The 20,937-nt window shown below is 32.4% G+C and carries 25 protein-coding genes; 14 read left to right on the top strand and 11 right to left on the bottom strand.

The genetic code is table 11. The features are described 5' to 3' along the window. Positions 1 to 62: 62 nt before the first annotated feature. Entirely contained in the window at positions 63 to 1,595 is a 1,533-nt protein-coding gene (locus ACJDU8_RS21635) for a cell wall-binding repeat-containing protein (RefSeq protein WP_406794255.1), read from the bottom strand. A gap of 189 nt (positions 1,596 to 1,784) precedes the next feature. Further along, complete coding sequence (locus ACJDU8_RS21630; protein WP_406794254.1) at positions 1,785 to 2,009, bottom strand: hypothetical protein; 225 nt, start codon at positions 2,007 to 2,009, stop codon at positions 1,785 to 1,787. A gap of 192 nt (positions 2,010 to 2,201) precedes the next feature. On the opposite strand from ACJDU8_RS21630, the gene ACJDU8_RS21625 reads away from it, so the two are divergent. Both ACJDU8_RS21625 and ACJDU8_RS21620 read left to right on the top strand, forming a co-directional pair. Then, the gene (locus ACJDU8_RS21625; RefSeq protein ID WP_406794253.1) at positions 2,202 to 2,501 is read left to right on the top strand and encodes a hypothetical protein; all 300 of its coding nucleotides are present in this window, start codon (positions 2,202 to 2,204) and stop codon (positions 2,499 to 2,501) included. 119 nt (positions 2,502 to 2,620) lie between these two features. Next, positions 2,621 to 2,875 (top strand): hypothetical protein, encoded by a 255-nt coding sequence (locus ACJDU8_RS21620; protein WP_406794252.1) that lies wholly within the window; start codon positions 2,621 to 2,623, stop codon positions 2,873 to 2,875. 389 nt (positions 2,876 to 3,264) lie between these two features. On the opposite strand, the gene ACJDU8_RS21615 is transcribed toward ACJDU8_RS21620, so the two are convergent. The 4 genes from ACJDU8_RS21615 to ACJDU8_RS21600 all read right to left on the bottom strand — a co-directional run bounded on the left by ACJDU8_RS21615 (position 3,265) and on the right by ACJDU8_RS21600 (position 4,402). After that, positions 3,265 to 3,597 (bottom strand): hypothetical protein, encoded by a 333-nt coding sequence (locus ACJDU8_RS21615; RefSeq protein ID WP_406794251.1) that lies wholly within the window; start codon positions 3,595 to 3,597, stop codon positions 3,265 to 3,267. Between the two features lie 77 nt (positions 3,598 to 3,674). Beyond that, the gene (locus ACJDU8_RS21610) at positions 3,675 to 3,965 is read right to left on the bottom strand and encodes a helix-turn-helix transcriptional regulator (RefSeq protein ID WP_406794250.1); all 291 of its coding nucleotides are present in this window, start codon (positions 3,963 to 3,965) and stop codon (positions 3,675 to 3,677) included. 67 nt (positions 3,966 to 4,032) lie between these two features. Beyond that, positions 4,033 to 4,227 (bottom strand): hypothetical protein, encoded by a 195-nt coding sequence (locus tag ACJDU8_RS21605; RefSeq protein ID WP_406794249.1) that lies wholly within the window; start codon positions 4,225 to 4,227, stop codon positions 4,033 to 4,035. A 4-nt stretch (positions 4,228 to 4,231) separates the two neighbouring features. Further along, positions 4,232 to 4,402 (bottom strand): hypothetical protein, encoded by a 171-nt coding sequence (locus tag ACJDU8_RS21600; RefSeq protein ID WP_406794248.1) that lies wholly within the window; start codon positions 4,400 to 4,402, stop codon positions 4,232 to 4,234. A 644-nt stretch (positions 4,403 to 5,046) separates the two neighbouring features. On the opposite strand from ACJDU8_RS21600, the gene ACJDU8_RS21595 reads away from it, so the two are divergent. Continuing rightward, entirely contained in the window at positions 5,047 to 5,256 is a 210-nt protein-coding gene (locus ACJDU8_RS21595) for an LLM class flavin-dependent oxidoreductase (protein ID WP_406794247.1), read from the top strand. A 58-nt stretch (positions 5,257 to 5,314) separates the two neighbouring features. Here ACJDU8_RS21595 and ACJDU8_RS21590 read toward each other — a convergent pair whose 3' ends face one another. Further along, positions 5,315 to 5,518 (bottom strand): hypothetical protein, encoded by a 204-nt coding sequence (locus ACJDU8_RS21590; protein ID WP_406794246.1) that lies wholly within the window; start codon positions 5,516 to 5,518, stop codon positions 5,315 to 5,317. Positions 5,519 to 5,562: 44 nt separating this feature from the next. Next, positions 5,563 to 6,018, bottom strand: coding sequence for a hypothetical protein (locus ACJDU8_RS21585; protein ID WP_406794245.1), 456 nt, complete (start codon positions 6,016 to 6,018; stop codon positions 5,563 to 5,565). Between the two features lie 211 nt (positions 6,019 to 6,229). On the opposite strand from ACJDU8_RS21585, the gene ACJDU8_RS21580 reads away from it, so the two are divergent. Continuing rightward, entirely contained in the window at positions 6,230 to 7,495 is a 1,266-nt protein-coding gene (locus ACJDU8_RS21580; protein ID WP_406794244.1) for a pentapeptide repeat-containing protein, read from the top strand. A gap of 564 nt (positions 7,496 to 8,059) precedes the next feature. Here ACJDU8_RS21580 and ACJDU8_RS21575 read toward each other — a convergent pair. Next, positions 8,060 to 8,602, bottom strand: coding sequence for an RNA-guided endonuclease TnpB family protein (locus ACJDU8_RS21575; RefSeq protein WP_406794243.1), 543 nt, complete (start codon positions 8,600 to 8,602; stop codon positions 8,060 to 8,062). Positions 8,603 to 9,049: 447 nt separating this feature from the next. Between ACJDU8_RS21575 and ACJDU8_RS21570 the strand changes: the two genes are divergently transcribed. Next, positions 9,050 to 9,241: a hypothetical protein gene (locus tag ACJDU8_RS21570; protein ID WP_406794242.1), complete on the top strand. Its 192-nt coding sequence runs from the start codon at positions 9,050 to 9,052 to the stop codon at positions 9,239 to 9,241. Between the two features lie 70 nt (positions 9,242 to 9,311). Here the strand turns inward: ACJDU8_RS21570 and ACJDU8_RS21565 are convergent, their stop codons facing one another. After that, positions 9,312 to 10,019, bottom strand: a complete 708-nt coding sequence (locus tag ACJDU8_RS21565; RefSeq protein WP_406794241.1) for a helix-turn-helix domain-containing protein — start codon at positions 10,017 to 10,019, stop codon at positions 9,312 to 9,314. A 143-nt stretch (positions 10,020 to 10,162) separates the two neighbouring features. Here ACJDU8_RS21565 and ACJDU8_RS21560 point away from each other — a divergent pair, with 143 nt between their 5' ends. The 8 genes from ACJDU8_RS21560 (at position 10,163) to ACJDU8_RS21525 (ending at position 19,558) form a co-directional block, all read left to right on the top strand. After that, a complete protein-coding gene (locus tag ACJDU8_RS21560; protein ID WP_406794240.1) occupies positions 10,163 to 10,357 on the top strand; it encodes a helix-turn-helix transcriptional regulator in 195 nt (64 codons plus the stop codon). A gap of 32 nt (positions 10,358 to 10,389) precedes the next feature. Next, complete coding sequence (locus tag ACJDU8_RS21555; RefSeq protein WP_406794239.1) at positions 10,390 to 12,567, top strand: phage/plasmid primase, P4 family; 2,178 nt, start codon at positions 10,390 to 10,392, stop codon at positions 12,565 to 12,567. A gap of 310 nt (positions 12,568 to 12,877) precedes the next feature. Next, positions 12,878 to 13,174 carry a hypothetical protein gene (locus ACJDU8_RS21550; protein ID WP_406794238.1) on the top strand — a complete coding sequence of 99 codons (297 nt, stop codon included), beginning with the start codon at positions 12,878 to 12,880 and terminating at the stop codon, positions 13,172 to 13,174. Between the two features lie 27 nt (positions 13,175 to 13,201). After that, positions 13,202 to 13,627, top strand: a complete 426-nt coding sequence (locus ACJDU8_RS21545; RefSeq protein WP_406794237.1) for a hypothetical protein — start codon at positions 13,202 to 13,204, stop codon at positions 13,625 to 13,627. Between the two features lie 56 nt (positions 13,628 to 13,683). Then, on the top strand, positions 13,684 to 14,178 hold the full coding sequence (locus tag ACJDU8_RS21540) for a hypothetical protein (protein ID WP_406794236.1): 495 nt from the start codon (positions 13,684 to 13,686) through the stop codon (positions 14,176 to 14,178). Positions 14,179 to 14,194: 16 nt separating this feature from the next. After that, positions 14,195 to 17,998: a phage tail tape measure protein gene (locus tag ACJDU8_RS21535; protein ID WP_406794235.1), complete on the top strand. Its 3,804-nt coding sequence runs from the start codon at positions 14,195 to 14,197 to the stop codon at positions 17,996 to 17,998. Positions 17,999 to 18,144: 146 nt separating this feature from the next. Continuing rightward, positions 18,145 to 18,852 carry a sigma-70 family RNA polymerase sigma factor gene (locus ACJDU8_RS21530; protein ID WP_406794234.1) on the top strand — a complete coding sequence of 236 codons (708 nt, stop codon included), beginning with the start codon at positions 18,145 to 18,147 and terminating at the stop codon, positions 18,850 to 18,852. Between the two features lie 259 nt (positions 18,853 to 19,111). Beyond that, a complete protein-coding gene (locus ACJDU8_RS21525; protein ID WP_406794233.1) occupies positions 19,112 to 19,558 on the top strand; it encodes a transposase in 447 nt (148 codons plus the stop codon). Positions 19,559 to 19,693: 135 nt separating this feature from the next. Here ACJDU8_RS21525 and ACJDU8_RS21520 read toward each other — a convergent pair whose 3' ends face one another. Then, positions 19,694 to 20,335: a hypothetical protein gene (locus ACJDU8_RS21520; RefSeq protein ID WP_406794232.1), complete on the bottom strand. Its 642-nt coding sequence runs from the start codon at positions 20,333 to 20,335 to the stop codon at positions 19,694 to 19,696. Between the two features lie 432 nt (positions 20,336 to 20,767). On the opposite strand from ACJDU8_RS21520, the gene ACJDU8_RS21515 reads away from it, so the two are divergent. Then, positions 20,768 to 20,937: zinc-ribbon domain-containing protein (locus ACJDU8_RS21515; protein ID WP_406794265.1), on the top strand; the 170-nt coding region annotated here is incomplete at its 3' end.

The raw sequence follows: 20,937 nt of genomic DNA, 5'->3' as shown, positions 1-20,937 counted from the left end.
TGCAGAGTATTTTCTTAAAGGGATGAGATTAATCATCCCTTTTATTGTATTAAACTACTGTACTATTGTACTATTGTGTAAACAGTTCCTTCACCGGTAGTTACTTTGACTACGTTTGATGAAGTAACGTTAAGTATTGTTAATGTTGTTCCACTAAGGCTGTAATTTGTAGAGGCTACTAGTGTTCCATCTGATGTTACAGAAGTAACAGTTGCTCCACTTGGAATGGTTGCAGTAGCATAAGCTTGCCCAAATGCACTGGTGAAAGTTCCAGTTAATGTGTTTGTGTTTGAATCCGCTGGATTAACAGTAAACGGTGAAGCGCTTACTGTTGCTCCTAAGAAAGATACTGAATCAATAACACTCTGAGCTGACGATGTTGTAATTACTGGTACTGTCAATGTAACAACATTTCCATTAGTACTAATATTTGTAGGAGCTACTGTTGTTGCTGCTCCGCCACCTATTGATTGAGTTACAGCAAAATCACTAATTGCTGGTGCTGTTGTTGGTGGGCCACTTAACGTTACTGTTACCGTACCATTCACAGCGCTAACTGACTGAACAACTAAGGGTGAAGGAGTTGTAGTATTTGAGCTCCCACCAGAAGTTGATAGTAATGTTTCAACATTTTGAACTGTTGCATTTGATATAGAACCTGTTCCACCTAAAATATTTATATTAGTGACAGAATTACCTATAGAAGTTATAAAATCTTTTGTTGCCTGAGCTATATTAGCATTCACAAATATAACTGGTGAAGAGGTAGTTGCTGCCAGTGCGGAACCCGATAAAGCATCAGCGAAACCTTTTCCAGATGCTAAATATATCTTTGAGAAATTTAAATCACTACTAAACATTTTTATTATATTTACGTTTCTCTCATACAGGTTAGCACCTGTTATTCTTACAGGATTAGGGAAAATTGAATTATTAGCTACTCCATCGTCATCCGTAACTCCATCCGCATTTCCAAGAACATAGGTTTTAGTAACATTATTCTGCTTTATATAATTTGCTACTGCATCTGGTACAGTTTTTCTAGCAGTTAAGATAATTGGCATTCCTTCTTTAGCAGCTATTGGAGATATAGACAATGCTTCATAAGGATTATATCCATTTGTAATTACAACAGATCCAGATGTACCTACCTGGTTTGCTATTGCAACTGAAGTCCCATACCTATCATCTCCACATAATCTTTGTACGTCTATCCCTTTTGCTTCTATTTGGGAAGCAACTTTAGGTGAAATTACTCCTGTGCCACCAACTATGAATGCATGTTTAACCTGTAAACTACTAAGTTCATCACTAGTCTCTTTTGTCAAACTTTTTGTATCGGTTAACAGGATAGGTGCCTTGTATTTGTAAGCTAGCGGTGCTGCACTTACTGCATCAGGAAAATCCCATGCATCAGCTACTATTGCATAGTCTGATGTAGGCCATCCTGCAGTAGCTACAGCGACAGAAGTATCAATTCTGTTTTGTCCATATAACCTATTTGTTAGGGCTTGGGCACTGACACTTAATGATGCTGTGCCTAAAATGGTAATTGTACTCAAGATGCTTAAAATAAGTTTCTTATTCTTCAACATTTTCATTCCTCCAGAATTTTTTTGCAATCACTAATCTAAATCGGTAACTGCAGAAATTTCTTTAATAAGATAATATACTGTTTTTTAATTAATCACCTTAAGCTTAACATATAAACTTAGGTTAAATCTCGGATATATTGTGGCAAAACTAAGTCAAATACATGCCACTCAGTATGAAATTTTATTTATCTAACAGTATCTATCAATAAAAAATTCTTCTTTTTCTAAACGTATTTCTGTAGCCTGATGTGTTTGTTTAGTGCTGTTATTTTGTCTAATAGCCTTTTCATTTTTAGGATTATAAATTCTATTTATTAACTCTCTATAATATAGACCTTTCATAGTTAACTTTCTATGAAGTCTTAACTTTACCTTACGTACTTTTGAAATTTTATTTACGCGCCTTTTTACCATGATTAACCTCCTTAATTTTTAATTTATGTATATATTTTTTAAGTTAAGTATATAGCTATTATTTTATATTCACAACATTTACCATAAACTTATAAATTCAAATAACCTTTTTCATGTTGAGTTATTAAATAGCATGTTAGACATATGTATTATGGTATAATAAACTATAATACTTTAAAGTGGGTGAATGAAATGAATAAAGAGGATTTAAAGGCTATAAGAGACTTATTAAGAGATGAATTAAAAGCAGAATTAGACCCTATGAAAACTCAACTTGATGGGCTTCAATCTCAGGTTCAGGAGAACACACAAATACTTAAAGCTCTTGAACATAGTGCAGAGGTAAATAAAGCTGAACATGATAAAATGAGCAATAATATCGCACATATGGAAGGGCATTTAAAAAATATAGATGAAAGTGTAGATGTAATGAAAGAAGTTTTGGGAAGACATGAAATTGATATAACTATATTGAAGCGTAGGCCAGTATAGAAGATGGGTAATGTTTGTACATTACTCTTTTTTTATCTTAAATTAGGTGTATAATCGTTCAATAATAATAATTTTGAACGGTCATTTATTAATTAGTCAACGATATGGAGTGTGATATTATGAAGTGCTTCAAGTGTGATAAAATAACCGGAGAGTATGAGAAAGATAAAGACATCTGTGCTAAATGCAGGGAAGTGTTAAAAATAGATATTGTAAGGGAAGTTTTACAACTTGACCCTGTTTACTTGTCAGAAAATAATAGACATAAAAGTGGCAGGCCTCGTAAATTAACTGCTACGGAAGAAAGTGATATTTATTACGCTTATAAAAGAAAGGAAATGAGCATGGGAGAGCTTGCAAAAAATATAAGGTAAGCAAAGCTAAAATATTTAATATTGTTCATTAAGTTACTAGCCAACCTATTGTAAAATGTAATATTATGAGTTACCTCACTGTACATTAAAAAAAGTTCGCCAAATTGTTATTTGGCGAACTTTTTTTTGAAGTTTATGGTTAAAGAAACACTGACATCAATATGTATTAGTTCCTCATGTCATTTTTCTGTGATACGAGGGATTTTATTTATTACTTTAATTTTTCTAACTAACCTTCAAGTTGATGGTAACTTTTGAATTCTTTATTGCTATTTTTTAGAAAATCAATTATACTCAAAATGTTAGACTTTTTTGATAAATTATTATGCGCAATATGGAAAACCCTTAGTCACACCACCATCTGACATAAGGGTTTTTCGGCTATGATTTTAATTTTCGTCTGATACTTTATCTGCTAAATCCTCACGGAACTTAGTAAGTAACTCGGGAATAACTTTTCCTTGATAGTATTCGATTCTTTCAACTCGATTTTTTTCATCTTCAATAAATTGTTTACAGGCTAGTTCTATTATTACAAACTCATTATCATAATCAACTTCATCTTCTAATTTTGATGAAACATTGCCCTCAGCATCAATTACTAAAATTAATCCACTACCATCTGGATACTCATTCTCATATATATCGCGGCACATCCAAGTAGCTTCCTCACGTATTGCATCCCAGTTTTCTTCAATAAGTTTTAACCATTCTCTATACATAATACACTCCCCCTACTCTCTTAATAATTCTTGTTTAATTCTTTCTTTTTTTTATCTAACTTTAATTATATGCTTTTCTAAAATTTTACCAAATCATCCAATGAGCAATCAAGGGCCTTTGCAATCTTAACTAATTTGTAAATAGATGGATTGTCAGTGCTTCCATTGCATAGATTGCACATATAAGTTCTTGAAATAGTTGTTATTCTACCCAACTCACTTGCAGAAATACCTTTTTTAACTCTCATTTCATCAATCATCAATTCATACTGACTATGAAAGTTTGAAACTTCACCCTTGTATAATTTTATGTCTGACATTAATTCTCTCTTTATTTTTAATGGTTTTATATTATAAATAGTTTCCATGATATTCCTCCTAAAAAGTATTTATTTATATACAGTTTTTATTTAATACGGTTATAGTATTATGATTTTATGCAAGTTCAACACCTAAGAGCTTTTCAACAAAATATAAAATTAAGTCCAGTTTTCTGCCATCATTGCAGTTTTGAATCAATTTAATGGTTTTGCCTTTAATAGAATCATCCTCATTTGAAACTTCTGCAGCAAGTTCTTCTACTAAATGCATTAAATCTTCCTGTTCTTGTAATACCTGATTATTTTTCATACTTTTATACCTCCTGGTTTACCATTCTTAGGTTAATATCCTTTCTCTCATTTGTTTGTTGAGCAAATAAAAGGGCATTTATCGTATTTAGCACATAAGATTGATTCCTAGTGTTTAGCTGTGAAGCCAAAGAACCTATCTCAACCGCAGTCTTAATTGTTATTTGTTTATCCATGCTTTCAGCTCCTTTATCATATAGTTGTTACAATTTACACTCGAATATAGATGACACTTTCGGTACGTAATATATAAATTTTTTATCTATGATTTTAATTTTTATACAGCTTTAATATTTCAAAAACTTTTCAATGAAATATAGAATTAATTCCAGTTTTCTTCCATCATTGCAGTTTTGAATTATTTCAATGATTTTGCTTTTCATAGAATCATCCTCCTCAAATATTTGTATTTACCACAAAGACTTTTGTACTGTATAATTAAACTGACATATACATATTAATACCCTTGTGGTAGATAAGAAGTTAAGTAATTTGCGGTTACTTGACTTCTTGTTTTATATCTTCTAAAATCTGCAATGCTATCACCTTCTTTCTCTAACGACTGCACTTGCTGTTAAGCAAGTTTATTTATAGAAATATAATCTCAACTCAAAATTAAGGTCTAGTCTACTGAATCCCATCCTAAAAGTTTTCTTTCCAATTCCTTGAAATCCTTCGCACTTTTTATTTAAATCCTATAGTTAAATTTTAAATTCTATAGTTTAAAATGTCAATACGGTTTATAAACTTTATAGTTTATTTATAAATAATATTGATTAGTTATAAACCATATAATACAATTTTAAAGAGGTGAGTTTAAATGAATATAAAAGAAAATATAAAAATATTATTAATAAAATCAAATTTAACCATGACACAACTTGTAGAAAAACTAAATGAAAAATACAATAGAAATGATTCTGTGCAAAATTTAAACGGTAAATTAACAAGGGGTACCCTAAAATATAGAGAAGCCTTAGAAATAGCAGATATCTTAGGATATAAAATTGAATGGATTAAAATTAAATAATGCAAAAGCACCTAAATAGGTGCTTTTGGGGTCTGCTACGGAGAGCTGAACATATTCTTTAGCTTTTTTTTCTTGAAATAATAATTATTATATTTTCTCTATGTTTTATTTGTTTGAAAAATTTATACCCTTCGTCCCGAATAAATGCACTTACGGTAGCCATTATATTATCCAATTCGCGTTCTTGATCTAAACAAACAAAAACTTGATAATCATAGTTAACATTATCATTCTTTAAAATTTCGTTTTCACATTTACTCATAAACAATCAACTCCTTTATTCTATAAAATCTCCACTGGCAACTCTTATAAAACTATAGGGCTATTCAAATCAAATTGGATTGAATTTCTTTGCTTACAGTTATCAAGTAGTTTTTTAGCTTTGTACTTTATACTTATAGCTTTCCTAATGTTCTCTATGACTTGCTCAACATTTATCAAATCATCATAACTTATATCTGATATGACTAACCTTCTACCCTTGTAACTAGGATTTTCACTAAAATCCACTATTCCAATAGGTATAAGATTTTCCTTGTCCTCATTTTTTTCTTTTAAGTATTTTATACCAAGCTTTTCTAATTCATCCTCATTAGTTAGTTGATTTATAGGAATAATAGGCTTTACACAATTTTTAAATTTTATAAACCCGCCATCAAACAAAGCATCTTCATTCTCAATATAAATTTCAATCTTGTAGGTTTGCTTATAATCAACCCCTCCCACAGGATTACCGGATAAAAAGTTAACTGTTATATTCATTACCAACACCCCCATATGATTCTTTTAAGTATACCACTTTTGGTAATATATCGAAATGATGCAGAGAAACACACCTTTATAAAGACCCATTTCAGCACCCCAAAATTAAACACGCTTATATAAATAATTCATGATATTTGCATTGCTATATCCTGTAAAACCAAAGAATCTGTTACAATTTCTATATTGTATGTTTGTGGGGTGATGGTAGATGAAATATGATGTAAAAATATGTGAGGATAAATCTATTTTAAATGAAGTGGTGCTCTTAAATGCTAAAGGTACAATAGATGGTAAAAGAACAATAAGATATAATAGTTCTACAGAAATTAAATTTCTTAATGATGATGGAAGTGCTATTACTACTAAAGAATATGGCTACATTATAGCAGATGAGATAATTGAAAAAATAAAATATGGAGAAGAGATAATATTAAACGAATGTTATGTAAGCGATTTGGTATTAGACTGCATGAATATAATAAATTTATTCTTAGGTGAAGGTGCTTTTTTTGATTGTACTACAAGCTTTAATAAGACATCATTCTTCAGATACGCATACTTTGATTATGCCACATTCAGTGAAGAAGTAGATTTTGGTCGAGGAGAATTCCATTCAAAAGCGTACTTTGATGAAGCGAAATTCTTAGGAGAAGCATACTTTGATGGAGCAAAATTCAGGAGAGAAGTGTGCTTTTATATGGCAGAATTTAATAAAGAGGCGGACTTTAGTTACGCAAAATTCAGTGGAGAAACAGATTTTTCCAAAGTAAGATTTAGTAGAGAAACAAGCTTTGCGTTTGCAACATTTAGTGAAAAAACATTAGACTTAGGAGGTGTTGAGTTCAATTCACTTTGCCTCACAAATACCAAAAATCTTGGCCAAATTTTTCTTGATTGGAAAGGTAATAATATAAAAGAGGCAATATACAATTATGCAAAAGAACATAAACTGTATCATCATACAGTTGCAAAGCAATTTCTAATGCTTAAGGAAAATTTTAATAGAATAGGCCAATACGATGATGAAGATGCAGCTTATGTTGAATACAGAAGGTGTGAAGCTAAATCGGAATTCTCTAACGAAAATGGTCGGGATAAGGGTTTTAAAAGAATATGCAAGCGCATTGTTTATCCTTTTAGATGGTTTGTTTTTGATTATATCGGATCATATGCTACAGCTCCACTGCGAATATTTAGGACTTTATGTTTAAGTATCCTTAGCTTTGGGGTTATATATTTCTTAGGAGGTATTTATTCATCAAAATTTGAATTTGGAAACGGGCCAATAGCAAAATGTTTAGAAAGGTTTATAGTAGCAATTTATTTTAGTGCAATTACATCATTTACAGTAGGCTATGGAGATATTTCCCCGCAATCATGCTTTATTGCAGTGGTTGCAGTTATAGAATCATTCATAGGCGTATTTTTAATGTCCTATTTTACAGTTGCTTTTGCCAGGAAGATTTTAAGATGATAAAAATAAAAAGCTATTTTTTTAAAAACCCCCGTATCGTTCTCTGCATGATATGGGAGTTTTGCTTTTATTTCAATAACTTTCTTAGAAGCCAATTTGGTTTTTCTGATTTTTATGGAAACTTATAAGGCAGAGAAATACCTCCGAGTTTTCCGAGGCCTTAAAAAAGACTTTTCTAATTTCATTCTAACGCTCCAATTAAGCATAATGGAATTTAACTGGTACCTTAAACATATCTCAGGTTAGTTCCTAACTATGGTAACTGCTGAATTATCTAAAAGCCAGGTTCTGCTTAAACATATCTTACGTTAGCTCCTAACAATTGGTGGCAAGGGTGGTGTAGACATAGATGACAGACTTAAACATATCTTACGTTAGTTCCTAACCACAGTATTTTAGCCATTTTTAAATTTGATATGTTTCTATACGCCTTGCTATTACTAGCATCTGCACAGAGCTTCTCAACTGAGTTGAGGCTTACCGAGAGTTGCCATACTAACATAGCTAGGATTGTTGGTACTACTCGATTCTAGGACACTAAGTTGCCCTTTAATACCTAGAAAATTATTTGCTTTTTAATTGTTCTTTTATTATATCTTCTATATCTGGCAGAGAAATATTTCTAGCTGCATTTATATCAGAATTTTCTTTATGCCTACAAATGGTACATTCAAATTTAGCCTGGTTACTCTTACAATTCCTATTTTCTTTATGTATATTACCGCAGGAGCTACAACGTAAGGATGTATATTTAGGATTTACGAAGTTCATTTTTATTCCACATTCCTCTGCCTTATATTTAATTTTCTGCTGCAAATCATAATAACTCCAATTTTTTAAGAAAGCTTCTGTAACACCGTTACTATATCCCGTTAAATCCTCCATTTGAATGCAACCACAGTTATTTTTTATTGCAAAATCCACCACATACTTAGAATACTTATGGTTTAGAGTATCTCTAAAACACTTAATTTTTTCACTCATATGAGTTATACTTTCTATTCTTTTAGTTCTTCCGTGTCCAGCCTTGCCTTTACTCTCTTCTGCTAATTTACTGTTTTTTATAATTACTGAAATACATTTATTGATTCTAACACCATCTTTCATAATATTAGTATCCAAGTGTATTATATGTAATTTTTTGTAAATCATACCCCGTTTTTATAGCTCCATAAAGAAGAATGATTTCAAGAAAGCCATAGAAGGCTACTAAGGATGGTTTAGATGACTAAGCATACATTTATACCCAAATTATATAAAAGTGCTTTAAAATGGTTCTATGAAAGGTTTAATGTTAAAGCTTATATTTACATTTCTGTTTAGAAATTCTCATTTAGCATTCTCAATTAGACCTGCAAAACAATTATAAGTAAAATTGAAATTATGATAATATACCGTAAACCCAGTAAAGTCAAGGCCTAAATGGGCATTTCGTATCATCTCACAACTTCGCTAAATGGAAATTTAGCGAAGTTGTATTGTTTAAAGTTTAATATATAATTATATTTTAAGTTGTTTAAATCATGATATAATATTAATAAGGGGGTTGGTAGTATGCCTGATAAGCAAGTACAAATAGGCCGGCCAAGGTCAAAAGAAGAACTGGAAAAGCGTACATATGCGCTGCCTAAGGATTTAATTAAAGCCATGAAGAGAAAAGCTGTAGAGGAAGATAAAACTGTAGTGGAAGTTATGAGAAATGTTTTGAGAGCAGGCATAGAGCCTAAATACTTTAATGAATACTAGAAAATAAACGCCCTTTAGTTCTGACTTATCTTGGAAGCTAAAGGGCATGGTTTTACTTTACTTGAAAGGCTCATATTAATTCGTCCTTAGGGGCATAATTTCTCCCCATATAAATTAAGTAATTTATCAGGCAACTTTTCAATTTAGATGCACTACGAGTATGGTCTAATATGTCGTGAGCTTCATTCAATTTTTTCTCAACATCAGCGAGACCTGGGTTATCTATTGGGTCTTGAGTCTGATTCATAAAGGTATAAGTCTGGAGTGAGCTTATACTTGCCATTAAGCCATTCATTGTACACTCATGGGCAGAGTTTTTATATAGCTGTGAAACAACATTCAAGAACTTTGCAAAGTCATTAAGGGCTTTAATTGTTATTTTTTCACCATTCAAACTAGAATTTTCAATATTATGTGCTGCTGCGCCTGATATAAAAAATTCTATTAGAGCATCATGCAAATTATCTATAGATTTTAATATACATGCTTTTTCATCTATAGGTAGTGAATCCGTATCGTTTTTAATTTCTAATTTTTTCAAAATATCCTGACGTTCTTTCTTCTCTTTTGCTGTTTTAATTTCAGCATTTTCCGTTAAATCACTTATTGAAACTCCTAAAGCTTTGGCAATAGCAGATATTACGTCTAGACTAGGATTTGAGTCTTCCGTATTTTCTAAATAAGATATGTATTGACCAGTCTTGTCTATACGCCTCCCTAGTTCTCTTTGACTTATATTCTTCTTATTCCTTATATCTTTAAGATTATCTCTGAACAAAGTCGACACCTCCTAAGAATTATTATGTCATTGAAAGTGTTATTTGTCAAAATAAAATTTAAACTGGATGATTGACAAATAATATTTTGAATATTATATTAGTAGTATCAAATATTATTTGCTGTATTTAGAGGTGATGCAAAATGAGACAAGGCTTATTATTAAAGTTTAAACGAACTGAAAAAGGATATAATCAAGAAAACTTCGGAGCTGCAATTGGAGTATCAAGACAATCTATATCACTTTACGAAAGAGGGAAATTGCTCCCAAGACCTGAAAAAATGAAGAAAATTAGTAAAATACTTGGAGCGTCAATTGAAGAACTTTTCTTTAGATAAATACAAGAAATATAAGAAGCGTGGTGGGAGCAGTGGAAGAACTAAAAAGTATAATAGAACTTGAAACAGGATTAAAATTTGATAGAAACAATAGCATTTGCTGTCCTTTTCATCAAGAGAAAACACCTTCATTTAAAATTTATGGAAAAGATGGAAAGCAAAAATTTAAATGCTTCGGATGTGGGGAAAATGGTGATGTGATTGACTTTTTAGTAAAATATAAAAATTTTGATTACATAAAAGCTGTAAAATATTTGAATGATAAGGGATTTAACTTTGAATTAAAAGATATTGAATATATGGATATTATAGGTTTTATAAAATGGCAACTTGAACATATAAGAGAAATGAAAGACTTTAAATTCATTGAAAAATACGAATATAGAAATTTGAAAAACGAAATCAAATATTACAAAGTGAAGTTTAAAACAGGTGAAGGGAAGCAGTGCAGATATTATTCCATCATAGATGATAAGGTGAAATGCAGGAGAAAAGGAGAAGAACTCCCATATAATTTATACAAATTAGCTAGAAGCAAGTCTGATATTATTTTTGTTGCAGAGGGTGAAAAAGATGCAGATTCTCTTATAAAGTTAGGACTAATTGCAACAAGCCTGAAGGGCTTTAAATATGATAAATACATTTGTCGTCTATTTAAGAATAAAAATATTATAATCATTCCTGATAATGACCTGCCGGGACAGAGATACCAAAATGAAGTTATAAACGGATTAAGGCCTTACATAAAATCATTTAAGATATTCCCAATACAAGAATACGCAAAAGAATCTGGACAGGATATAACAGACCTGTTGAATTTGAAATATTTGGACAAACAAACCTTCATGGATGTCATAAGAGAAACTGGACCAACAAATACATATATCAGTGGCAGTAAGTTAATTACAGTAAAACTAGCAAGATTGATATTAAAGTGTGAAGATATAATTTTTACGCAAAATGAAGGGTTTTTCCATTATGAGACTGGTTACTATAAATTGCTTAATGAACTGGAAATGAAAGCACTGGTAAGCGGATATCTGGAAGATAGATTCAATACCAGCAGAATTAAAAATGAAATATTAGGTCACATAATGGAAACTGTCATAAAAGAAGTGAAGGTTGATAATCAATATCTTAATTTTAAAAATTGTTTATTAAAAATAACTAAAGACGGGATAGAAATGTTAGAACACACACCGGAAATAATCACAATCAATCAATTTAATTATGATTTTAAAAAAGTCGAATATAAAAAGTCAAGCTATTACGAAGGATTACAGTATGCCTTATATGATGATGAGGAAATAGTTGAATTTTTGCAGCAGTTTGCTGGAGCTTGCTTAATGCCCAATGCACATAAAATGAAAGCGGCTTTAATTGTAGTAGGAGGAAAGGGAACTGCCAAAAGTTCGTTTATCGAGCCACTACAAGCCATGATGGGTGATTTGTATAGCTCCTATGATTTAAAAACTATAGAAGAAGATAGGTTTGCACTAGCGTATTTAGTTACTAAAAAATGTATATTAAATACAGAAGATTCTGGGAAAAAATTAGAAACTTGTGGCAGGTTGAAGAGACTAATCTTCGGAGAGAGCATTACGTCGGATAAGAAAAACAAAGATCCTGTACTATTAAATTTAAATTTAGCTGTGATAATGGCGCTTAATGATATACCTAAAATAAATGACAAAAGTAATGCAATATTTGATAGACTTCATTTTGTTAAATTCAAGCGGAAAATAAGGGGTACTGCGAAGGATGACCCATTATTTGTAGATAAGATAATACAAAATGAAATGCCCGAAGTTATTAATTTTGCTCTAGATGGATTGCTTAAATTATTAAGAAATGATTATGTACTACAGATTCCAAATGAAGTTCAGTTTATCAAGACAAGTGTAATAGCCGACAATAGCTACTTTGAAAATTGGCTACTCAACTGTACCGAGCCAAGCCCTAACGAATTTGATACACTGAAAAATCTGTATGATTCATATATAGGATATTGTATATATGAGTTGGGGATCGACGAAAGAGAAGCAAAACATGAATGTGGCAAAATAGATGCCAATAGGTTACTTCAAGAAAGAGGATTCCAATACAAAAATCAATTCAAGAAAAATAATAGTAAATTTAAAAATATATTTTTAGGAATCAAATTAAATGAAACTGGTGAAAATTGTCTTTCCAAAGTACCCAAGGCATAAAAAAAGGGTACTAAAAAGGGTACCCACTCAAAGCATTGATATTAAAAGGATTAGCTTTAAAAAGTACCCAAGTACCCAAGTTTTATTAATATTAGTTTAAAATGAAAAATAAAAAAACATATAGTGCATAAATGAAATGATAATAATTTTGCAAAAAGATGGGTACTTGGGTACTTTTAGAGTTTAATGCATTGATTTTACTGGCGTTGAGACGGTACCCAAGTTAGTACCCGAGTACCCAAAGAAAGGGTACTCGTAAGGGAGAATTAAGCTAAGGAGTAACAATACGGAAAAATTAACTATAAATGATATGAATATAAGAAAAATTGATGATGTTATTCTAAGAATTGAGAAAAAATATAATTTGAGCTGCTTAATGGGAGAAGTATGTACTAGGGATAGGGAAATAGACAATATAACATTCGTTCATACCATGTTTATAAACCGGAATTCATTGAAATTTACTTTCTTACTGGTAGCAATGTATCAGTCCTATGTATCTGTACCGGCAAGTGAAAAACACAGTATGAATCAAATGATTGATGGAATAAGTAGGCTAGAAGATAGGTTGTATGTAAGCAAGGATATATATGAAGTGGCACTATAATAAAACTTAGGTGAGGAGGAAGTTTAAATGAATAACTTTATAGAAATAAATGGAAAAATCATAAATAAAAACTGTATTAAAAAGGTAGAGATGTCCCCCGTCATTGAAGATTCTGGATTTATATGTGGTACTATATCAATATTTTTTGAACAAAAAAGGCAACTAATACAAGAAAGGATTGATCTGAGTATAGAAAATGCTTTGGACGAATGCAGCAAAATAGAAGGAACTCCGTGTTATCCTTTTGCTGAAGATGAGACATGGTCTACAGATATCTGCAAGGATTGTATTTACACGAAAAAAGCATCTAAACTGGTTAGACTCAAATGCTTGGAACTGCTAACAGAGCAATTTACCATTATTCAAAAAGCTCTTGGTACAGATGAAATACTAAAACCGAAATCTCCAACTTTAGTACTTGGTGAAGATGGACAGCTATCCTGGAAACATTGATTTTACTTGATGTATTAGTGTTATAGTATCATAAAATACCTGGAGGTGAATTATATATGAATAAAATTTCACTCAGCAATGAGCTGAAACGGACTAAAAATCAAGTGAAAAAAAGCATATCTACATTAGAAGAAGCAAATAAATTATATGTAAATAAATCACATAAAGATGTGAAAGCCCTGGAAGATGGTTTATCAAGGGTAGGTAAATCACTAGTAACTTCATTAGTGCTGTACGAAAGAGTTTCATCATATGTTGAATTCGCTCTTTTAATGGGCATTCCATATAAACGAATAGCGTCTATAGTAAAAACAAAAAAGAAATCTACTTTTTTAGAACTAATTTTTTACTATGGTGTTGAAATTAGAGACGATAAAGAATTTGCGCCAGGAGTTGATGCCCCTTTTTATACAGCATTATATCACTATTATTTAAAAAGATTTAAGGAAGATTCTGGCGTAAGGGAAGATTTATTGAAAAACATAGACACCGTGCTTCCAGAGCATAGGGGTATGAAGTTTATATTAAAGACAATTGACAGTAACAAATGAAAGGAGATGGTAAACAGTGTTAGAAAAAGCTTATGAACTGGCTGTGTATTTTTCAGCAGTCGATAGAATGAGTGGACCCATCGCATCCATGGCAACGCAGTTAGGTATTCTGGATGAGAAGACTAAGGCAGTCCAGGAAAGAATGAATGGTTTCAAAAATATGGCCTTTGCCGGGGGTGCCATTACGCTTGCTGGTGCCGCCTTAGTTCATGTAATGGAAAACGGTGTTGAGCAAGCCAATAACTTTATAACAAAAGCCACTATCATAAAAGATACATTAGGAGCAACCGCGGATCAAATGGATAGAATTAATAATACTATTCGTAATTCTTCTGGCAAAGGAATATTCTCAATAAGTGAAACGCAAGATTTTGCAAAGCTTCTAGCTACCTCTGGATTGAACACTAACCAGTTAAATACTACATTGCCAGTTTTTACGCAATTTGCAGAAGTACAAAAGCTTGGTAAAGGAGCTGATCCTAATACTTCTATTCAACAGGCAGTGGAAGCAGCTCATACTGTTGGAGCTTATGACCCAAAACAACTCTTAAGTTTTTTAGATAAGTATAATAAAGCTACTTTTTTGCAACCAGGTGATTCAAGCCAATTTGCAGATACGTTTAAATATGTGGCATCTAGGACTTCGGGAATGAATGTAAGCTCAAATGATATGCTTATGATGTCAGCATTGGCAAACCGAGTTGGGTTGGCTGGTAGTATTGGCGGTACAGAATCGGCAGACATGATACTCCGAACTATCCCTGGACTAATGAGTGGAAGTGGAAATAAGGATAGTAAGCAAACAGCAGCATTAAAACAATTAGGACTTGCGAATACGATATATGATAAAAACGGTCAATTTGAGGGTGTTGCAAATTTAATTGATCAATTATCTAAAGCAAGGAATAAATTTAATCCAGAGCAATTCGCAAAGCTCGCTCATGATGCCTTTGGTCAACAAGGTATGGGTATAGCCGAAATATTAGCTTCTCCTAGAGGTAAAGAGCAACTGGATGCACTTGAAAAACAAATGAAAGACATGAAATCAATAAGCCAGATGCAGGAGGATATAAATAAAACTCCTGAAGGACAGATGATGCAGCTTAGTACCAACATAAGTAATATAAAGCTTGACATATGGCTAGCATTGGCAAAAATACTTAATCCCATTTTTATGCAGCTTAATAATATTGTAAATAAAGTACAAGAATTTTCACAGGCACATCCGGAAATAGCAAAATTAGCTGCTGAGTTTTTAACTTTTGCTACAGCAACGGCTTTAGTTATAGGACCATTGTTAGTGTTAAGAGGTGCTTTTGGTTGGCTTAAAGAATCTGGATCATTAGCAGGAGGATTAGGTTTAGTTAAAAAAGCTTTATTAGGATTAGTTGATCCATTAGGAATTATTAGTAAAAGTAATTTTAGCAAAATAGGAAGTTGGTTGCTTACTCCTTTAACTGGTTTAGGTAAAGCAATAGGTCCATTAGGAAAAGTACTATCAACTGCAGGATTAAAAATGTTAAAGCCTTTATCAGGTCCGATACTAGCTACATTTATGAATGGTCAAACTTTAGTTAAACCACTAATTAGCACAATATCAGGTTCTCTGGGCAAGGTTGGTTCTTTATTTAGTAAGTTCCTCGGACCTTCAACAGCCCTAGGTAAAGTATTTGGATGGTTAACTGCACCTTTAAGAGCTCTAGGTGGTGCATTTATGGGACTATTTTCACCAATGAACATTATCATATTTGTTATAGGCGGCCTAGTACTGGCATTTGTGAAACTTTGGCAATCTAATTCAGATTTTAGAACTAAAGTAACTGCTATTTGGGATAGCTTAAAAACCTTTGCTACATCTAACTTTGGTAATATGAAAAAGACTATCACGGAAGCCTTTGAGGGTATATGGAAGTTTGTAAATACCTACATATTACCTATATTTGAAAAACTACTTATATGGATTGTTAGCAATATGCCTGCGATAGAAAAGGTAGCTACGTCTGTATTCCGAGAAATCATTAAAGTTGGTGGAGAGGTCTGGAATTTTTTTAAAAAGAATATACTGCCTATACTTGCTGATTTATTTTCCTGGATTAAACAACATATGCCCCAGATTGAAAGTATTATTTCAAATGTGTTTAAAATCATTGTTGATGTTGTATCTACGGCTTGGACTATATTTTCACAAGATTTATTGCCAATTTTAAAAATTCTGTGGGACTTTATTTCTCCAACCTTTCCGGTCATAGGCAAAATAGTCAAAGGAGCTTTTGACATAATACTTGATGTAGTTGGGGCGGCAGTAAAAATTTTTAAAGATCTTGCAGAAGGAATTAAAACTGCAATAGACTGGTTGAGTAAGTGGAGCGACGCAACAGGCACTCAAAAAACAGGAACGGTTACAGTTAAAGGTTCTAACGGGAAAAGTACAGGAATTGATTTAACAACTGTAAACAGAACTGGTATACCCGGAAATGCACAAGGCACTAACAACTGGTCTGGAGGTCTGACATGGATAGGAGAAAAAGGTCCAGAATTATTAAATTTGCCATCAGGCTCACAGATAATTCCCAATAATAAAATAGGACAGATACTAAATAGTGGTGGCAGTTCAGGAATTTCAGACCAGGCCACTAAATGGGGGCAAGACATCCCTACAAATTTAGCAACAGGTATTAATAATAATACAAAAACCGTAACTGATGCCGTAACGGATATGGCTACAAAAATAAAGGAATTAATTCATTTTAGCGTACCAGATAAAGGGCCATTAAGCGACGCGGCCTCATATGGTCCAGATATGTTGCAAACATTCGGGAAAGGCATTACAGATAATACAAACCTTGTAACTACGCCGACTACCAATATGAGCACAAATGTAAAAACTATATTTACAAACTTAAGAACTCAAAGTTTAACCTATGGTCAGCAGGTAGTTCAGCAGTTAGGCCAAGGTATTCAAGACAGTACTAATAATTTAGTAAATATAGTTAAGACTCTTACAGATAAGGTAATAGAGCAGTTTAAGAGTGGGTTTGGTATACATTCTCCGTCTAAGGTTATGTATGGCATGGGAACTAATCTCATGCAGGGTCTTGTAAATGGTATGAGTTCAAAAGATATGGAAGGCTTTGTTACTAATTGGATAGGAAGTATGACAAGCGCAGCAGGTGGTGCAGTCAGTGGAAATCTAAGTGGATGGATAACAGCTGCTATGGCATTAACCGGTGTTTCAAGTGATTGGTTCAGTCCTCTAGCCACCCTTATTCAACATGAATCTGGCGGTGATCCAATGAGTATAAATCTTTGGGATAGTAACGCAGCTGCAGGGCATCCAAGTAAAGGACTTATGCAATTAATTGATGAAAACATGTCGGACTATCATTTGCCTGGCATGGATAACATTTATGATCCTATAAGTAATATAGCAACCGGAATAAAACTTATTCAACATGATTATGGTTCTATATTCAATACACCAGGTATAAGAAGCATGGCGAGTGGTGGAGGCTACGTCGGTTATGCAAATGGGGGTATAGCAACGCAACCCTCAATCTTCGGGGAAGGCAAAGTGGCAGAAATGGCAATACCACTAAAGAGAAACAATCGTTCAAAGCAGCTATTAAGCCAAGCTGAAGATATAATTAATGGCGGTAGTTCTTCTTCAGGAAATGTAACTATAGAGGCTGGAGCTATTGTTATTAATGCTCAGCCAGGACAATCAGCAGAAGAAATAGCTCAAATTGTAATGAAAGAAATTGGAAGAAAGATGCGTAAACAAACTATGTCAAGAAGTACATTGGCAACTCAGATGTGGTGAGGGGTGAGAAATTAGTGAATCCATTAATTGGATTGAGCTGGTTTCCGTGCTTCTTATTTTATAGTAAATAAGAGTTTAGGCATAGTATGTAAAATTTTAATCCACTCACAATAAAACCATTAAATTGAGTATTAAGGTGATTTAACATGACTAATGAAGAATTAGTACAATTATATCAAAGTGGAAATATACAGGCGTTAAATAAGGTTGTGGAGCTTAATAAAGGTATAGTTTATAAACTGGCCAATAAGTTCTATACTGAAAAAACTAATTCGATAGATAAAGAGGATTTGGAACAGGAAGGATTTATTGGACTGATTACTGCAGCTGATAAATATAAGTTCAATATTGAAAAGCCATGCAAATTTATTACGTATGCTGTTTATTGGATATATCAAAAGATGAACAGGTTCATGAAAAGTAATAACACAAATGAAGAGACAAGTCTTAATATCCCTATTGGTGATGACGAGGATATTGAACTTATGGATTATATAGAAGGTGTAGACTATAGCTTTGAGAATGTTGAGGATAAAATATATAATGAGCAGCTGCATAAAGAACTTGAAGAAGTTATGAGCGAATATAATACCTTGAAGGAAAGGGAAATATTAAAGCTCCGTTATGGTTGGGACAATTGCAAGTGTATGACTTGTGGCCAGATTGGAGAAGTATACAATGTCACTAGATCTATGATTAACAATATTGAACATACAGCTCTAGGTAAAATAAGAAGATCGCCTTGGGGAGCAGCGAAGGCAAAAGAAGTGTACATTCAAAAAAGAAGGCAATCAGTCCACAGTATCCCCGGGACAATAGAGAGAATGAGTTTTGCTGCCAGATATTTATTGTGATGAAGTGATGTATTGAAGCATAATGAAATTATTGCATTGGCAGAAAAACATCTTAAAAGTGTTCTGAAATATTCAAATAAAGATATCCGGGGTATACTGTTATCTCAGGAGATAAGAAAAAATAGCCTGCAAATCGTTTATATTTAAAGAATAAAACAGGGAATGTAAATCACTATACTTTATCGGTAAAACGGTTTTAAAGTGGTGTAATACGGCTTTATAGCATTACTATAATATTTCAAATTGAGGAGGGATAAAAGTGAGAAAATCGAAATGGGATGATGTTAAAGAAAATTTGATATTAGTTGAAGGATGGGCAAGAGACGGACTTACGAATGAACAAATTGCACATAATTTGGGTATTAACGCAGATACGTTATATGAGTATAAAAAGAAATATTCCGAGTTCTCTGAGGCTCTAAAAAAAGGAAAAGAAGTAGTTGACCTAGCAGTAGAAAACGCATTGCTTAAATCAGCTTTAGGTTTTGAATACGAGGAAGAAGTCGTAACCAATAAAGGTGATGTTGTCACTGTTAGAAGATTTGAAAGGCCAAGTGTTACAGCTCAAATATTCTGGTTAAAGAACAGAAAGCCAGCAGTATGGAGAGATAAACAAGAGCTTGCTGTAAGCAATAACAATATTGTTGTTACTTTAGAGGACGATGTTCTTTTATCTGAGTTTGAAGAATTTGATAAGGAAGCATAAAACTATTATTGAGTAAATTTCAAATATTAATACCAGACATAACCAGAAATTAAATAATATAAAAATGGAGACACATAAGTGTATCTCCATTTAAAAGGTATTAAAAATGTTAAAAACGAATTATCTTTCGTGTAATTATCGGTTGGTTTTGCTATGTTGTGGAGTATTTTGATTAACTCCACTAGGTGCTTGGACGTTAGCTTTTGAACCACTAGGTTTTGAGGTATTTTTATTAAGATTACCACCGTTGTGATTTATTTCACTAGGCTGAGCACCAGTATTATGGTTTATGCCACTAGGTTGACCTATTGCATTAGGTTGAGGAGTACTGTGGCTTATTCCGTTAAGTAATGGAGTATTGTGGTTTATTCCATTAGGTAATGGTGCTGAAGTACTATGTCCTCCACTATTAGGTACTGCTATATACCAATTAGAACCCCAACCAGCAAATGCATTTAATATTGGTGCTTTTTTACCGTGAGGTATAACTCCTGATGAGATTAAAGCATCTAGTTCAGCGTCTAAATTTGCTCTAGAACCTATTCGACCATAATAGTACTGATCCAATATTGATGTTTCTTGGGCTTTGGATATAACTCCTTCTGCCACTAAAGCATTTAGTTTAGCTTCAAGACTATCAAAAGAGTAACAAGTTTGGCTATAGCTTATAGGTTGAGTATTAGCACACGCATGAACTGTTGTGGCAATTCCTGTATTTACTAGTAATGGTGCTGCAAGCATCGCAGCTGAAATTAATTTATACTTTAGTTTTATCATTTTGGTTACCTCCTAAAATATTTATTGTATGGTACTTATTTCATGTAAATTTATTTTGTAAGAAAATAATACTTCGAAATTATGATCATAAAATGGCGTAGTGATGTGAAACCCATGTAATAAATATTTTAGATTTTGTGAAAAACAACAAAATATGGGATTGCTAATATAATTTTTATAAGTAAATATAGTAAAAGAATCTATTGGGAACTCCCGCTAGGTTTTGTTTTTTTATTGTATTGATTTATTATTAATTGTCGGACATAAAAGGTAACCATTGTTTTACAAAAAATTAATCCTGTGTATTTCCAAAGAATGTTATAATAAATTCGCCCTCTAACAAGAATATGATAAGGAACTATGCAGAACCTTTCTTTAGACATATTGTGTCCATCCGTTAGGGGGTATTTTAAAAGAAAGAGGTATGTATAAATGGCAGATAAAACGATAGTTTGCAAAGATTGTGGAAAAGAATTCGTATTTACTGAAAGCGAACAAGATTTTTACAAAGAAAAAGGATTTGATAATGAGCCTCAGAGATGTATTGATTGTAGAAGAGCAAGAAAGCAACGAAACAATAATAGAAAAGACTTTAGAAAAAG

Origin of the sequence: Candidatus Clostridium eludens, from assembly GCF_045310515.1 — a bacterium.
GTDB lineage: Bacteria > Bacillota > Clostridia > Clostridiales > Clostridiaceae > Clostridium_B > Clostridium_B eludens.
The sequence above is the reverse complement of the archived record's forward strand: the minus strand, read 5'-3'. Positions and strand labels throughout refer to the sequence as shown.

Coding starts and splice junctions, on each gene's coding strand:
- ACJDU8_RS21635 (WP_406794255.1), bottom strand. CDS start 1,595: ATGTTGAAGAATAAGAAACTTATTTTAAGCATCTTGAGTACAATTACC.
- ACJDU8_RS21630 (WP_406794254.1), bottom strand. CDS start 2,009: ATGGTAAAAAGGCGCGTAAATAAAATTTCAAAAGTACGTAAGGTAAAG.
- ACJDU8_RS21625 (WP_406794253.1), top strand. CDS start 2,202: ATGAATAAAGAGGATTTAAAGGCTATAAGAGACTTATTAAGAGATGAA.
- ACJDU8_RS21620 (WP_406794252.1), top strand. CDS start 2,621: ATGAAGTGCTTCAAGTGTGATAAAATAACCGGAGAGTATGAGAAAGAT.
- ACJDU8_RS21615 (WP_406794251.1), bottom strand. CDS start 3,597: ATGTATAGAGAATGGTTAAAACTTATTGAAGAAAACTGGGATGCAATA.
- ACJDU8_RS21610 (WP_406794250.1), bottom strand. CDS start 3,965: ATGGAAACTATTTATAATATAAAACCATTAAAAATAAAGAGAGAATTA.
- ACJDU8_RS21605 (WP_406794249.1), bottom strand. CDS start 4,227: ATGAAAAATAATCAGGTATTACAAGAACAGGAAGATTTAATGCATTTA.
- ACJDU8_RS21600 (WP_406794248.1), bottom strand. CDS start 4,402: ATGGATAAACAAATAACAATTAAGACTGCGGTTGAGATAGGTTCTTTG.
- ACJDU8_RS21595 (WP_406794247.1), top strand. CDS start 5,047: ATGAATATAAAAGAAAATATAAAAATATTATTAATAAAATCAAATTTA.
- ACJDU8_RS21590 (WP_406794246.1), bottom strand. CDS start 5,518: ATGAGTAAATGTGAAAACGAAATTTTAAAGAATGATAATGTTAACTAT.
- ACJDU8_RS21585 (WP_406794245.1), bottom strand. CDS start 6,018: ATGAATATAACAGTTAACTTTTTATCCGGTAATCCTGTGGGAGGGGTT.
- ACJDU8_RS21580 (WP_406794244.1), top strand. CDS start 6,230: ATGAAATATGATGTAAAAATATGTGAGGATAAATCTATTTTAAATGAA.
- ACJDU8_RS21575 (WP_406794243.1), bottom strand. CDS start 8,602: ATGAAAGATGGTGTTAGAATCAATAAATGTATTTCAGTAATTATAAAA.
- ACJDU8_RS21570 (WP_406794242.1), top strand. CDS start 9,050: ATGCCTGATAAGCAAGTACAAATAGGCCGGCCAAGGTCAAAAGAAGAA.
- ACJDU8_RS21560 (WP_406794240.1), top strand. CDS start 10,163: ATGAGACAAGGCTTATTATTAAAGTTTAAACGAACTGAAAAAGGATAT.
- ACJDU8_RS21550 (WP_406794238.1), top strand. CDS start 12,878: ATGAATATAAGAAAAATTGATGATGTTATTCTAAGAATTGAGAAAAAA.
- ACJDU8_RS21545 (WP_406794237.1), top strand. CDS start 13,202: ATGAATAACTTTATAGAAATAAATGGAAAAATCATAAATAAAAACTGT.
- ACJDU8_RS21540 (WP_406794236.1), top strand. CDS start 13,684: ATGAATAAAATTTCACTCAGCAATGAGCTGAAACGGACTAAAAATCAA.
- ACJDU8_RS21530 (WP_406794234.1), top strand. CDS start 18,145: ATGACTAATGAAGAATTAGTACAATTATATCAAAGTGGAAATATACAG.
- ACJDU8_RS21520 (WP_406794232.1), bottom strand. CDS start 20,335: ATGATAAAACTAAAGTATAAATTAATTTCAGCTGCGATGCTTGCAGCA.